The 14,449-nt window shown below is 36.0% G+C and carries 11 protein-coding genes; 8 read left to right on the plus strand and 3 right to left on the minus strand.

What is annotated here, in order from left to right; genetic code table 11:
- Positions 1 to 35: 35 nt before the first annotated feature.
- The 5 genes from ICJ85_RS11620 (at position 36) to ICJ85_RS11640 (ending at position 6,955) form a co-directional block, all read left to right on the plus strand.
- On the plus strand, positions 36 to 1,043 hold the full coding sequence (locus ICJ85_RS11620; RefSeq protein ID WP_188223961.1) for a homocysteine S-methyltransferase family protein: 1,008 nt from the start codon (positions 36 to 38) through the stop codon (positions 1,041 to 1,043).
- 3 nt (positions 1,044 to 1,046) lie between these two features.
- Positions 1,047 to 3,722, plus strand: coding sequence for a methionine synthase (metH, locus tag ICJ85_RS11625; protein ID WP_188223962.1), 2,676 nt, complete (start codon positions 1,047 to 1,049; stop codon positions 3,720 to 3,722).
- Between the two features lie 301 nt (positions 3,723 to 4,023).
- The gene (gene metF / locus ICJ85_RS11630) at positions 4,024 to 4,980 is read left to right on the plus strand and encodes a methylenetetrahydrofolate reductase [NAD(P)H] (RefSeq protein ID WP_188223963.1); all 957 of its coding nucleotides are present in this window, start codon (positions 4,024 to 4,026) and stop codon (positions 4,978 to 4,980) included.
- 127 nt (positions 4,981 to 5,107) lie between these two features.
- The gene (locus tag ICJ85_RS11635; RefSeq protein ID WP_188223964.1) at positions 5,108 to 6,205 is read left to right on the plus strand and encodes an acyloxyacyl hydrolase; all 1,098 of its coding nucleotides are present in this window, start codon (positions 5,108 to 5,110) and stop codon (positions 6,203 to 6,205) included.
- 3 nt (positions 6,206 to 6,208) lie between these two features.
- Positions 6,209 to 6,955, plus strand: coding sequence for a head GIN domain-containing protein (locus ICJ85_RS11640; RefSeq protein WP_188223965.1), 747 nt, complete (start codon positions 6,209 to 6,211; stop codon positions 6,953 to 6,955).
- Here the strand turns inward: ICJ85_RS11640 and ICJ85_RS11645 are convergent.
- From ICJ85_RS11645 to gldA, 3 genes are all read right to left on the minus strand, one after another.
- On the minus strand, positions 6,941 to 8,128 hold the full coding sequence (locus tag ICJ85_RS11645; RefSeq protein ID WP_188223966.1) for an acetate/propionate family kinase: 1,188 nt from the start codon (positions 8,126 to 8,128) through the stop codon (positions 6,941 to 6,943). The genes ICJ85_RS11640 and ICJ85_RS11645 overlap by 15 nt on opposite strands.
- Before the next feature lie 4 nt (positions 8,129 to 8,132).
- Positions 8,133 to 10,223: a phosphate acetyltransferase gene (gene pta, locus ICJ85_RS11650; protein ID WP_188223967.1), complete on the minus strand. Its 2,091-nt coding sequence runs from the start codon at positions 10,221 to 10,223 to the stop codon at positions 8,133 to 8,135.
- Between the two features lie 171 nt (positions 10,224 to 10,394).
- On the minus strand, positions 10,395 to 11,288 hold the full coding sequence (gldA, locus tag ICJ85_RS11655) for a gliding motility-associated ABC transporter ATP-binding subunit GldA (protein ID WP_188223968.1): 894 nt from the start codon (positions 11,286 to 11,288) through the stop codon (positions 10,395 to 10,397).
- A 286-nt stretch (positions 11,289 to 11,574) separates the two neighbouring features.
- Here gldA and ICJ85_RS11660 point away from each other — a divergent pair, with 286 nt between their 5' ends.
- Genes ICJ85_RS11660 through ICJ85_RS11670 form a run of 3 tightly spaced genes read left to right on the plus strand, consistent with a single transcriptional unit; the run spans position 11,575 to position 14,398 of the window.
- A complete protein-coding gene (locus ICJ85_RS11660; RefSeq protein WP_188223969.1) occupies positions 11,575 to 12,402 on the plus strand; it encodes a prephenate dehydratase in 828 nt (275 codons plus the stop codon).
- A complete protein-coding gene (locus ICJ85_RS11665; RefSeq protein ID WP_188223970.1) occupies positions 12,399 to 13,544 on the plus strand; it encodes a pyridoxal phosphate-dependent aminotransferase in 1,146 nt (381 codons plus the stop codon). Before ICJ85_RS11660 ends, ICJ85_RS11665 begins: the two co-directional genes overlap by 4 nt.
- Positions 13,545 to 13,546: 2 nt before the next feature.
- Positions 13,547 to 14,398, plus strand: coding sequence for a prephenate dehydrogenase (locus ICJ85_RS11670; protein WP_188223971.1), 852 nt, complete (start codon positions 13,547 to 13,549; stop codon positions 14,396 to 14,398).
- Positions 14,399 to 14,449 lie beyond the last annotated feature (51 nt).

The following is a 14,449-nucleotide window of genomic DNA, read 5'->3' on the forward strand; positions in this document are numbered from 1 at the left end:
CTTTTCTTGATGACATACAGATATAAATTATCAAAATGTCAAACATACACAAAGCCTTAGAGGAGCGTATTTTAGTGTTAGATGGAGCCATGGGAACCATGTTACAACGCTATAAATTTACTGAAGAAGATTTTAGAGGCGAGCGTTTTAAAGATTATCCAACGCCTTTACAGGGGAATAATGACTTATTGTCTATTACCCAACCGCAGGCTATAAAAGAAGTTCATGCTAAATATTTTGAGGCAGGAGCCGATATCGTAGAAACCAATACTTTTTCGGGAACCACTATTGCTATGGCCGATTATCAAATGGAAGACTTGGTGTATGAATTGAACTATGAATCTGCAAAAATAGCAAAGGAAGTTGCTGACGAGTTTACAGCTAAAGAGCCACATAAACCGCGTTTTGTAGCGGGGTCCATCGGACCAACAAACCGTACGGCAAGCATGTCTCCCGATGTTAACGATCCTGGATATCGTGCCGTGACTTTTGACGAATTACGTATCGCATACAAACAACAAGTTGAAGCGTTGTTAGATGGTGGTGCTGATTTATTATTAGTAGAAACGGTGTTCGATACTTTAAATGCCAAAGCCGCATTATTCGCTATTGAAGAGGTTAAAGAAGAACGAAATATCGAAATTCCTGTAATGTTAAGCGGTACGATTACTGATGCTTCAGGAAGAACGTTATCAGGACAAACAGCCGAAGCCTTTTTAATTTCAGTATCTCATATTCCATTATTATCTATCGGTTTTAACTGTGCGTTAGGTGCCAATTTATTACAACCGCACTTAGAAGCGATTGCAAATAAAACTGATTTTGCAATTTCGGCACATCCCAATGCCGGATTACCAAATGCTTTTGGAGAATATGATGAATCTCCAGAAGAAATGGGTGAGCAGATTGAAGAATATTTAAAGAAAAATTTAATAAACATAATTGGGGGATGCTGCGGAACCACACCGGAGCATATTAAAGTTATTGCAGATTTAGCTGCAAAATACAAACCAAGAAAAGTAGTTGAAACAGCGACACTTTAATACATGAAAGTAAAGCAAACAAAATACATGAAATTATCTGGTTTAGAACCTTTGGTTTTAAACGAAAACAGCAATTTCATAAATGTAGGAGAGCGAACGAATGTTGCAGGCTCTCGAAAATTTCTTCGTTTAATTAAAGAAGAAAAATTCGACGAGGCCTTAGATATAGCACGTCACCAGGTTGATGGTGGTGCGCAAATTGTAGATATTAATATGGATGACGGATTGATAGACGGAAAAGAGTCTATGGTGCGTTTTCTTAATTTAATTGCAGCCGAACCAGATATCTCAAGGGTGCCCATGATGATTGACAGTTCGAAATGGGAAATTATCGAAGCTGGTTTACAGGTGGTGCAGGGGAAATGTGTAGTAAACTCCATTTCCTTAAAAGAAGGTGAGGAGAAATTTATCTGGGAAGCGAAACAAATTAAACGTTACGGAGCAGCGGTTATCGTTATGGCGTTTGATGAGGTTGGTCAGGCCGATAACTACGAGCGCCGTATAGAAATAGCTAAAAGAAGCTATGATATTTTGGTAAATAAAGTAGGCTTTCCCTCAGAGGATATTATTTTCGATTTAAATATATTTCCGGTAGCAACCGGAATGGAAGAACATCGCAAAAACGCCATCGATTTTATTGAAGCTACACGTTGGGTTCGACAAAATCTGGAGAATGTAAGTGTGAGTGGAGGTGTGAGTAACGTGTCGTTTTCATTTAGAGGAAACGATACCGTTCGTGAAGCGATGCACTCGGTGTTTTTGTATCATGCCATTCAGGCGGGAATGAATATGGGAATTGTAAACCCGACCATGTTGGAGGTTTACGACGATATCCCTAAAGATTTATTAGAGCATGTTGAAGATGTTATTTTAGATCGTCGCGATGATGCTACTGAACGTTTACTGGAATTTGCCGAAACTGTAAAAGGCACAAAAGCTGAAAAAACAGTCGATTTATCATGGCGTGAAAACCCGGTACAAGATCGTATTACCCATGCTTTAGTAAAAGGTATTGATGCCTTTATTATTGAAGATGTTGAAGCTGCCAGATTAGAATCTGAAAAACCAATCGATGTGATTGAAGGGCATTTAATGATTGGTATGAATGTGGTTGGTGACTTGTTTGGTGCAGGTAAAATGTTCTTGCCTCAGGTGGTAAAATCAGCGCGTGTAATGAAGAAGGCTGTGGCGTATTTAAACCCGTTTATCGAAGCTGAAAAAACCGAAGATTCAGAGCCTGTGGGTAAGGTGTTAATGGCAACTGTAAAAGGCGATGTTCATGATATTGGTAAAAATATTGTAAGTGTGGTACTGGCTTGTAATAACTACGAAATTGTAGATTTAGGGGTTATGGTACCGCCGGAAAAAATTATTGAAACAGCCATCAAAGAGCGTGTAGATGCTATCGGACTTTCTGGGTTAATTACGCCTTCGTTGGATGAAATGGTGTATTTAGCTAAAGAAATGCAACGTGAAAATTTCAATGTGCCGTTGTTAATTGGTGGAGCGACGACATCGAAAGCACATACGGCTGTAAAAATAGATCCGCAATACCAAAATGCTGTGGTGCATGTTAACGATGCGTCGCGTGCAGTAACTGTTGTGGGAGATTTATTAAATAAGAAAACATCTAACGAATACGTAGCCAAACTTAAAAAGGATTACGACGAATTCCGTGAGAAGTTCTTAAAACGCGGAAAACAAAAATCGTATATTTCTATTGAAGAAGCGCGTAAGCGTAAATACAAAATCGATTGGGAGCAAGCCGACATTGTAAAACCTAAAGAATTAGGTGTTCAAATGTTGAAGCAATTAAGTTTAAAAGAATTAGTGCCTTATATCGATTGGAGTCCGTTTTTTAGAAGCTGGGATTTACATGGTAAATTTCCTGATATTTTAACCGATGAGGTGGTTGGAGAGCAGGCTACTATTATTTACAAGGAAGCTCAGGAGATGATAGAAGAAATCATTGCTAAGCAGCTCTTAAAACCAAAAGCTGTTTTCGGATTGTTTGAAGCGAATAGTATTAATGACGACGATATTTCGGTTCAGAAAAAAGGAAAAGAAGTCGCTGTGTTCAGAACGTTGCGTCAGCAGTTAAGCAAACGAGAAGGGATACCTAATCATGCTTTAGCGGATTTTATTGCACCAAAGGACAGTGGTAAAACCGATTATATTGGTGCGTTTTGTGTTGGGATTTTTGGAGCTCAAGAATTAGCTGATGATTATCGTGCAAAAGGTGACGATTACAACGGAATTATGGCGCAAGCTATTGCCGATCGTTTTGCTGAAGCGTTTGCCGAATATTTACATAAGCAAATTAGAACGAAGCACTGGGGGTATGCTTCTGAAGAAGATTTAACCAACGACGATTTAATAAAAGAAAGTTACAAAGGTATTCGTCCGGCACCTGGTTATCCAGCATGTCCAGATCATTTAGAAAAGGAAACCATTTGGGAGCTTTTAGATGTTGAAAAGATTATTGGTGTTAAACTTACAGAGAGTTTTGCCATGTGGCCAGCAGCGGCGGTTTCGGGGTATTATTTTGCAAATCCTGAAGCAAAATACTTTGGTTTAGGGAAAATTACCGACGATCAGGTAACCGATTATGCGAACCGTAAAGGGATAGATAAAGCTAAAGCCGATAAATGGTTATACCCAAATATAGCAGACCAGTAGATTGCGTTAGCGATTGTCGTGGTATCCTTTTTAGAGGGACGATAAAAAGATAAAACAGAAAGCGCGACCCTGAGCTTTGTCGAAGGGTAACGCCCAAAAAAGAATAAAAGGAAGAATTAACAATTTATTACTTTTTTCCTAACAAATAGAAATGATGTAAATAAGACATTTGCAGCAAAATTAAAAACATGAAAAAGATACAAAGCGAAGCATTAGTGTTTTTCTTTCAGCTTTTTGTTTTAGGGTTTGTTGCGTTAACGGTGGCTTATTTTACCTAAGATAAAACTGATAGAAATTCAGCATGAAAGTAACAGATCACATAAAAAAGGCGAACGGAAAAACTTTATTTTCTTTTGAAGTGATTCCACCGCAAAAGGGTAAAAATATTCAGGATTTATATAATAATATCGATCCATTAATGGAGTTTAATCCGCCGTTTATTGATGTTACCACCTCTCGTGAAGAGTACGTGTATGTCGATAAAGGTAATGGGCTTCTTGATAAACGAATTACCCGAATGCGCCCGGGAACAGTGGGAATTTGTGCTTCCATTATGCATAAGTACCAGGTAGATGCGATTCCACATTTATTATGTGGTGGTTTTACCAAAGAAGAAACGGAATACGTATTAGTAGATTGCCATTATTTAGGTATTGATAATGTAGTGGCTTTACGTGGCGATTCCAGAAAAGACGAGCCCTATTTTGTGCCAACTAAAGGTGGACATGCTTATGCTACAGGTTTAGTTCAACAAATTTCTAATTTAAATAACGGAAAGTATTTGCATGACGAAATCCAGGTGGAACATAATTACGATTTTTGTGTTGGTGTTGCAGGGTATCCTGAAAAACACATGGAAGCTCCGTCGTTACATACTGACTTAAAACGTTTAAAAGAAAAGGTTGATGCAGGTGCCGATTATGTAGTGACCCAAATGTTCTTCGATAATAAAAAGTATTTTGATTTTGTTGAGAAAGCAAGAGAAATAGGAATTACCGTGCCTATTATTCCAGGTATTAAACCTATTGCGGTTAAACGCCATTTACAGATTTTACCACAGGTATTTAAAATAGATTTACCAGAAGAATTAATTGAAGCTGTTGAAGGTTGTAAGGACAATGCAGCTGTAAGACAGGTAGGAATCGAGTTTGCCATTCAGCAGTCTAAAGAGCTAAAAGAAGCTGGCGTACCATTTTTACATTACTACTCTATGGGTAAAAGCGATAATATAAAAGCGATTGCATCGGAATTGTTTTAATAATTCTGTTACTTTTGCTTACTCACATGGTGAGTAAAACATAAATCGAGGGTATTTGTGCTGTTTCATCTTATGTAAAAGACGTGAAACAGCACAGAACCAAAGATTTGAAAAGTAACAAGTTTTAATGAAATCGTTTTTAACCTACACCTTTTTATTGTGTTCTTTAGTTGTGTTCGGGCAGCAAAAAACACATTCTTCTTATATTGATTTAAGTTACTTTAGAGGGAATATCGCTCTGCATAATAATGATATTCTACATTTAATAGAAGGGCATCCTGAAGGTTATATTTTAAGTTGGAATAAAAAAACATACGGTTATAACGATTGGGAACAGCGTTATAATTATCCAGATTATGGGGTGACTTATGTTTATCAAAACTTAAAAAGTAACGCTTTAGGTACGGTGGCTTCGGCGTATGCACATTACAATTTTTACTTTTTAAAAAGAAATTTAATGTTTCGTATTGCTCAGGGTATCGCCTATACAGATCGCCCTTACGATAAGGTTGAAAATTATAGAAATATAGCTTATGGGTCGCATGTAATGAGTAGTACCTTTGCGATGGTGAATTATAAAAAGGAACGTCTTTTCGGTCGTTTTGGTGTGCAGGCTGGTTTGTCATTAATTCATTATTCGAATGCCAATGTTAAAGCACCGAATTTAAGTACTAATTCCATGACTTTAAATGTAGGGGTAACTTATAATATTGATGAAGTAGAACCTGAATATTCAACAACATTAAAAGGTGTCAAGGAAAAATTTACTGAGCCTATAAAATATAATCTGGTATTTAGAACAGGAATTAATGAAAGTGACGTTGTTGGTTCTGGGCAGTTTCCGTTTTATGTGGTTTCAGCTTATGCCGATAAACGTATCGGTGTTAAAAGTGCATTGCAATTAGGAACCGATGTGTTTTACTCTAAGTTTTTAGAGGAATTGATTTATTATCAAAGTGTGTCTTACCCTGAAGAAGATGTGTCTGGAGACGAAGATTATAAACGTGTAGGGGTTTTTGCTGGTCACGAATTATTTGTAAATCGAATATCACTTGTAACTCAATTTGGGTATTATGTGTATTATCCGTTTGATTTTGAAGGGCGCACTTATTTGCGTATTGGTTTAAAACGCTATTTTGGAAAGAAGATTTTTGGAGCCATGACCTTAAAATCGCATGGTGCAAAAGCAGAGGCTGTCGAGTTTGGAATTGGGATAAGATTATAGAAAATGAAAAATTATTTATACATATTCGCTTTAATTTTTGTTTTTGCTTGCGATAGTGAAAATGCAGGTGATTGTTTTCAAAAAACAGGAGCTATTATTCAGCAAGAGTTTACCGTAGACGTGTTTACAAAAATATTGGTAAATCGCGACATCGAATTGGTTGTAAAACAGGGTGCAGAACAAAAGATTGTTGTTGAAACTGGAGAGAATTTAATAACCGATGTTGAAGCTGTAGTTGATAATGGACAATTAATTTTAACAGATAATAATACCTGCAATTATGTTCGTGATTACGGTGTAACAAAAGTTTATGTAACGTCCCCAAATATTACTGAAATTAGAAGTTCAACACAATATGATATCAGTTCAGATGGAGTGTTAACCTATCCGGGTTTAACTCTTTTATCCGAAAGTTTTAATGCACCCGATACGTTTACCAGTGCTAATTTTAAACTTGAAGTTAACAATAGTACATTACGAGTAGTATTCAACAATGCGTCGAACTGTTATATTTCTGGACAGACAAATAATTTGAATGTTACATTTGCCTCTGGAACTTCGCGTTTTGAAGGAGAAAATTTAATAGCTCAGGATGTGACTATCTGGAACCGCAGTTCTAATGATATGATATTAAATCCGCAGCAATCAATAAAAGGAAAAATATCTGGTGTTGGAGACGTTATTGCCGTAACCAAACCAGATATTATAGATGTTGTTGAAGAATATAAAGGGCGATTAATTTTTAAATAATTCAACCGCCTGCTTAGCAATCTCTAATTCCTCGTTTGTAGGAATAACTAAAATTTTGGTTTTAGAATCCTCAGTATTTATTTCTCTAATGTCTTTAGATCTTATACTGTTTTTGGTTTCATCCAAATTCAGACCAAAGAAATCCATGTCATCACAAACTAATTTACGGATGGTTTGAGAGTTTTCACCGATTCCAGCAGTAAATACGATGGCGTCTAATCCGTTTAAAACAGCGGCATAAGCACCAATATATTTTTTTATTCGGTAGGCATTCATCTCTAAAGCCAATTGGCAATCTTTATTGCCTTTAGCAGCCATGGTTTCAATATCTCTTAAATCGCTATAACCGGTTAACCCTAGCATACCACTTTGCTTGTTTAAAAGGGTGTTGATTTGTTTTAAATCGTAACCTAATTTATCTTTTAAATGAAAAATTACTGATGCATCAATATCACCGGAACGTGTTCCCATTATTAGACCTGAGATAGGAGAAAAGCCTAATGAGTGGTCTACGCTTTCACCATTTTTAATAGCGGTCATACTACAACCATTACCTAAATGAATGGTAATGATTTTAGATTCTTTTTTGCCTAAATATTCAATGGCTTTTTCTGAAACGTACTTATGACTTGTTCCGTGAAAACCATACAAGCGAATACGATGTTCGGTCAATAGCTCATTAGGAATCGCAAACTTGTAAGCCTTCTCTGGAATGGTTTGATGGAATGCCGTGTCGAAAACAGCGACCTGTTTAGCGTTCGGAAAAATATCTTCAGCAACTTCAATACCTTCTAAATTCGCAGGGTTGTGTAAAGGTGCTAAAGCAATTAAATCTTTAATTTTATCTTTTACTTCTTTGGTGATTTCTGTAGTGTCACTAAACGATTTTCCTCCGTGTACCACACGATGCCCTACGACAGCAATTTCTTCCGGCGATTTAATAACACCAACATCTTTACTTAATAAATGTTGCGATACAAGTTTTAAGGCTGTTCGGTGATTTAAGATTGAAGTTTCAATTTCAATCGCTTTTTTCTGATTATCGTATTTAAAAATGGCGTCATTAAAACCAATACGTTCAACAATTCCTGAACATATAATGGTTTTTTCCGGCATGGAAAATAATTGAAATTTAAGGGATGAACTTCCCGAGTTTAAAACTAATACTTGCATGTTTTTATTCTTCTTGAGCTTGAATTGCGGTTATAATAACTGTACTGTAAATATCTTCGGCGGTACAGCCTCTACTTAGGTCGTTAACAGGTTTGTTTAAGCCTTGTAAAACTGGCCCGATAGCCAAAGCTCCGGTTTCTCTTTGTACAGCTTTATAAGTGTTATTTCCTGTATTTAAATCTGGAAATATTAAAACGCTGGCGTTTCCGGCTACTTCAGATTCTGGCATTTTAGCTTTACCAATGCGTTCGTCTACAGCGGCGTCGTATTGTATTGGTCCTTCGATTTTTAGTTCAGAAGCTTTGGTTTTTACAATTTCTGTAGCTTCTCTTACTTTATCTACTTCAGCACCTTTTCCTGAAGCACCAGACGAGTAAGATAGCATAGCTACTTTTGGTTCGATACCAAAGCTTTTAGCTGTTTCTGCAGATGAGATAGCAATTTCTGCTAATTGTGCAGCATCAGGATTCGGGTTAATAGCGCAGTCGCCAAATACCGAAACGCGATCTTCTAAGCACATAAAGAAAATAGAAGACACAATGTTTACTCCAGGTTTTGTTTTAATAAATTGTAATGCAGGACGTAAGGTGTGTTGCGTGGTGTGTACCGCACCAGACACCATACCGTCTGCGTGTCCTTTGTAAATCATCATTGTACCAAAGTAGGATACATCAGCCATGGCATCTCTGGCCATTTCAAGATTTACATTTTTATGTTTTCTTAACTCGTAAAAAGTATTAACATAATCGTCGTAATACGGAGACGTTGTAGGCGATACAATGTTAACATCTTCAACATTTAAAGGAATATCTAATTTTTCAATACGCTCTTTAATTTTGTCTTTGTCACCAATTAAGGTAATGTCGACAACCTGTGCAGCAATTAATTTGGCCGTGGCACGTAAGACACGTTCGTCATAACCTTCAGGAAGTACAATGTGTTTTTTGTCTTTTAAGGCGCGTTGCAATAAGTTGTACTGGAACATTCTTGGAGTGAATATTTCCGATTCAAAAGTGATTAATTTATCAGCTAAAACTTCGGTGCTGGCATATTTTTCAAAAGTTGAGATGGCCGAAGTAATTTTTTCGGTGTTTTCAGCATAGATTTTAGACTTGGTTTTACCTATGCGGTTTGTTGAATAATAGGTGCCATCTTTTACGCTGATGATTGGTACAACACTTGAAAGCCCTTCAATTAGTTTTAAAATAGGATCTTCAGGGATTAAGCCTCCGGTTAATACAATACCCGAAATTTTTGGGTAGTTTTTAGAGATGTTTGCCTGTAAAGCGCCCAAAATAATATCCGCGCGATCTCCAGGAGTAATGACCAGTGAATTATCTTTTAAATGTGTCAGGTAATTACGCAACTGCATTGCCCCAACACTATAATTTTCAATTAGGTTATTTAAATGGTCTTTTCCGAAAATAACGGTGCCGTCAAGTAATTTTACAATTTCTTTGACCGTAGGACTTGCTAAACTCGGAATTCTAGGAATCACCGTAACATCGGTGTTTTCAGGAATACGAGATTGTAAAAGTTCTTTTAAGGGCTCGGCATCCTGAGGATTTACTTTATTCGCTATAATGGAAAGTACATCAACCTCTTGTTTGAATGTGTCGTGAGCTAATTGAACATTATCAATAATCTCTTTAACACTTTTATTGACTCCTTGTGAAACTATAATAACAGGTAAACTCAGGTTTTTAGAGATTAGCATATTAAGATCTAACTCCAAAGTTGAATTTTCGCTTGAAAAATCGGTGCCCTCTACTAATATATAATCAAAACGTTCTTCCAAATATTTGTATTTGGTAATAATTTTATCGATTACATCACCCGATTTACCGTTGTTGTATAATTCTAATACCTCATTTCGAGTAAAGGCATAGGCATTTTTATAATTAATGTCAATTTCAAAATGCGAAAGTACCGTGTTAATATGGATGTCTGTTTCGTCTGATTTTGGATCGTCTATAATAGGACGAAAGTATCCTACTTTTGCAGTTTTACCTAAAAGCATACGCATTAAGCCTAAAACTACTACAGATTTTCCACTATTAGGTTCTATGGTTGCAACATAAATTCCTTTACTCATGGTGTATGTGTTTTTATTTGTAAAATCAAGTTGTAGCTTATAACTATTAATAAGCTTATGCAAAATTAGTGTCTATAATCTTACTACAAATGACATTTGTCATGGTTTTAACCAATGGATGAAAACTCTTAGTAATTTATAATTTTTTAAGAAAATTACAAACTCTAAACATTACTTTGTTAGGTCTCTGAATAAATTTTCCAGGCTGCTGTTTTTTTGATTCAGTTGTAGAATCTTTAATTCATTGTCATGAGCAAAGTCAAAAACATGTGATCGCATATCCTGATTAGTAGCGAATGTGATTTCATAAACAAAATCATGAGTGTTAACAACTTGCTCTACTTTTGGAAGTTTTAGTAGAAAAGCATCTTCTATGCGATAGTCAAATTCTACAATAACGACTTGTTGTTTTTCGTCTCGAAGTTCCTTTAGCTTTTTGTTGGCAACAATTTCACCTTTATTAATTATAATGACACGATCGCACATGGCTTCAACTTCTTGCATAATGTGTGTAGATAGAAAAATAGTTTTTGTTTTACCAATGGTTTTAATCAGGTTTCTAATATCTACTAATTGATTAGGGTCAAGCCCTGTAGTAGGTTCATCTAAAATTAAGACATCAGGGTCGTGTAAAAGGGCATTGGCTAAGCCAACACGCTGGCGGTACCCTTTTGATAGTTGACCGATTTTTTTGCGAGCTTCAGGTGTTAATCCTGTAAGTTCGATAACCTCATCAATGCGCTGTTTACCTACATTATATATATTGGCGTTGAAGGCTAAATATTCTTTAATATATAGGTCTAAGTATAAAGGATTATGTTCAGGTAAGTAGCCAACACTTTGTTGCACTTGCTGCTTATCAAGGTTTACGTCAAAGCCGTTTACTTTGGCGAGTCCGTCCGTAGGACTCAAGTAAGTCGTTAAAATTTTCATCATGGTAGATTTACCAGCACCATTAGGCCCAAGAAAACCAACCACTTCTGGTTTGTCAATTTTAAACGATATGTTATTTAACGCTTTTTGATTGCCGTAAAGCTTTGTAATACCCGAAACCTCTATAGACATATTAAGAAAATATTTGTTCAAAAATAATGATTATCTAACATAAAGTGAGTTTTCCTGTAAATTCTTTAAAACTTTTATTGATACCTAAAAAAAAGTTTTTTTAGTATTTTGATTTCTTAAAATATTATTTACTTTAGCAATGTAATTATGACAACAACAGTATATTATACATATTTTAGCTTTTGGTTTTATTTCTTTTTTAGCAAGAGGAACGAGGCATAGTATGTATAATTTATAAGATAAATTTGAATATAAGTCTCGGTGAAAATCGGGACTTTTTTTATACATGATAAATACAGTTGCAATACAGGGGGTGCTAGGTTCTTTTCATCATATTGTGTCACAGCAATTTTTTGAAAAGCCAGTAGAAGTGATTGAATGTTTAACATTCGATCAGGTAGTCGATTCTTTAATTACTAGCGAATGTGATGCCGCAATAATGGCTTTAGAGAATTCTATCGCCGGTTCTATTATTCCAAACTATGCGTTAATAGATAAGTATGGTTTACATATAGTAGGAGAGCATTATTTAGATATTCAGCATAATTTACTGGCACTGCCGGGGCAGAATATTAAAGAAATTAAGGAAGTGTATTCGCACCCGATGGCGTTGTTGCAGTGTAAGGAGTTTTTTAAACTGCATCCACACATAAAACTGGTTGAAGATAAAGATACCGCTGAAGTAGCGCAACGTATTCAAAAGCAACAATTAAAAGGCGTTGCAGCCATAGCTAGTGTTATGGCAGCTGAATTGTTTGAGTTAGATATTTTGGCGAAAAGCATTCAAACCATTCAACACAACGAAACCCGTTTTGTTATTGTAAAGCGTGATAATTCTGAAGTTGACGAAGCTAATATCAGTAAAGCTTCGGTGAAATTTGAAGCCGACCATAAACGTGGAAGTCTGGCAGCTATATTAAATGTAATGAGCGATTGTAAGTTGAATTTAACAAAAATTCAATCGTTACCAATTGTTGAAACACCATGGAAATATGCCTTTTTCGTAGATGTTACATTCGATAATTACGAAGATTTTAAAAAGGCAAAGTCACTGATGGATATTATGGCACATAATTTTAAAGTGCTAGGGGAATATAAAAAAGGAAAAAAATGATTGAAGTAGCTAATAGGTTGCAAACAGTTGAAGAGTATTATTTCTCTAAAAAACTGAGAGAGGTAGCGGCATTAGTCGCTAGTGGAAAACCAATAATTAATTTAGGTATAGGAAGTCCGGATTTACAACCACCAAAAAAAGTAATTGATGCTTTGGTGGAGGGATTTTCAAGTCCTGTTGCTCATAAATATCAGAGTTATCAGGGGTTACCAGAATTAAGAGAGGCTATTTGTGGTTTTTATAAAAATCACTTTTCAGTAAGCTTAAGCCCGTTAACCGAAGTGTTGCCGTTAATGGGAAGTAAGGAAGGTATCATGCACATTTCTATGGCTTATTTAAATGAAGGAGATGCTGCTTTAATTCCGAATCCTGGTTATCCAACGTACCAGTCGGTGACTAAATTGGTTGGAGCAGAACCTATTTTTTACGAATTGGATGCAGCGAATAACTGGCAGCCAGATTTTGAAGCTTTAGAAAAACAGGATTTAAGTAAGGTGAAAATTATGTGGGTGAATTATCCGCATATGCCGACTGGAGCATTACCAAGTGCATCGGTGTATAAAGATTTGGTAGCCTTCGGTAAAAAGCACAGTATTTTAATTGTTAATGACAATCCGTATACGTTCATATTAAACGATGACCCAAGAAGTATACTAAGTGTTGAAGGAGCCAAAGAAGTTTGTCTCGAGCTAAATTCTTTAAGTAAGACCTTTAATATGGCCGGATGGCGTGTAGGAATGGTTGTGGGTGACGGAAAACATGTCAGCAATGTGCTTAAAGTAAAAAGTAACATGGATTCCGGGATGTTCTATGGTATTCAAAAAGGCGCTATCGAGGCTTTAAATTGCTCGGGTATGTGGTTCAGTACGCTTAATAGTGTATATAAAAAACGTCGTGATTTGGTGTGGCAATTAGCCGATACTTTAAACTGTACTTACGATAAAGATGCAGTGGGATTATTTGTTTGGGCCAAATTACCAGAAGGCATAGAAGCAGAACCATTCATTGATAAAGTGTTAAAAGAGAATCATTTGTTTATTACGCCTGGAACTATTTTTGGAAGTAAAGGTGAAGGATATATCAGGTTTTCTTTATGCGGATCGACAGAAGATTTAGAAGAAGCTATTGCAAGATTTAAATAAAAATGAAGAATATATACGTAATAGGTGTAGGTTTAATTGGAGGTAGTTTAGCTATCGATATCAAGAAGAATAATCCGGAAGCAGTTATTCATGGTATTGGTAGAAATGAAAATACTTTAGATGAAGCCTTGGCTCTTAAACTTATAGATAAAAAAGCAACTTTGGAGGATTTAGATCAGGCCGATTTGGTTATCGTATCTATTCCTGTCGATGCTACCGTGAATTTATTGCCAAAGGTTTTAGATAATATTTCAGATAACGGACTGGTAGTGGATGTGGGATCGACAAAATTGGATATCTGTAAAGTTGTTGAAAACCACCCCAAACGACGCAACTTTTTAGCGATGCATCCTATTGCAGGAACCGAATACTCGGGGCCAAGTGCAGCTATAGGAGGGCTTTTTGTTGGTAAAACCAATATTGTTTGCGAGGTAGAAAAAACGACCTTTAAACTTCAGGAAAAAGCCTTGAAGTTGTTTACAGAAATCGGGATGCGTATTCGTTATATGAATCCTGAAGCTCATGATAAACATATTGCTTACGTATCGCATTTATCACACATTAGTTCATTTATGTTAGGGAAAACAGTTATTGAAAAGGAAAAGAATGAGCGCGATATATTCGATATGGCAGGCAGTGGATTTGCCTCAACGGTACGTTTGGCAAAAAGTTCACCAGAGATGTGGACGCCTATCTTTAAGCAAAACAAAACCAATGTCATTGAAACATTAGAGGAATATATTAATAACCTCACACGTTTTAAAGACTTAATGAAAGGGGATGATTTTGAGGCAATTTTTAACGAAATGAAACAAACCAATCATATAAAAGAAATACTTAACGGTATAAATTAACTAAAACGAATTAAGAATAATATTAGTAAAGTAAATTGAACCTTTGTGAAT

It is taken from the genome of Aestuariibaculum marinum, assembly GCF_014596975.1.
Taxonomy (GTDB): domain Bacteria; phylum Bacteroidota; class Bacteroidia; order Flavobacteriales; family Flavobacteriaceae; genus Aestuariibaculum; species Aestuariibaculum marinum.

Excerpts from the sequence above, each read along its gene's own strand:
- ICJ85_RS11665 (WP_188223970.1), top strand. The coding sequence starts at position 12,399 with ATGATTGAAGTAGCTAATAGGTTGCAAACAGTTGAAGAGTATTATTTC.
- ICJ85_RS11635 (WP_188223964.1), top strand. The coding sequence starts at position 5,108 with ATGAAATCGTTTTTAACCTACACCTTTTTATTGTGTTCTTTAGTTGTG.
- ICJ85_RS11640 (WP_188223965.1), top strand. The coding sequence starts at position 6,209 with ATGAAAAATTATTTATACATATTCGCTTTAATTTTTGTTTTTGCTTGC.
- metF (WP_188223963.1), top strand. The coding sequence starts at position 4,024 with ATGAAAGTAACAGATCACATAAAAAAGGCGAACGGAAAAACTTTATTT.
- ICJ85_RS11645 (WP_188223966.1), bottom strand. The coding sequence starts at position 8,128 with ATGCAAGTATTAGTTTTAAACTCGGGAAGTTCATCCCTTAAATTTCAA.
- pta (WP_188223967.1), bottom strand. The coding sequence starts at position 10,223 with ATGAGTAAAGGAATTTATGTTGCAACCATAGAACCTAATAGTGGAAAA.
- ICJ85_RS11660 (WP_188223969.1), top strand. The coding sequence starts at position 11,575 with ATGATAAATACAGTTGCAATACAGGGGGTGCTAGGTTCTTTTCATCAT.
- ICJ85_RS11620 (WP_188223961.1), top strand. The coding sequence starts at position 36 with ATGTCAAACATACACAAAGCCTTAGAGGAGCGTATTTTAGTGTTAGAT.
- metH (WP_188223962.1), top strand. The coding sequence starts at position 1,047 with ATGAAAGTAAAGCAAACAAAATACATGAAATTATCTGGTTTAGAACCT.
- gldA (WP_188223968.1), bottom strand. The coding sequence starts at position 11,288 with ATGTCTATAGAGGTTTCGGGTATTACAAAGCTTTACGGCAATCAAAAA.
- ICJ85_RS11670 (WP_188223971.1), top strand. The coding sequence starts at position 13,547 with ATGAAGAATATATACGTAATAGGTGTAGGTTTAATTGGAGGTAGTTTA.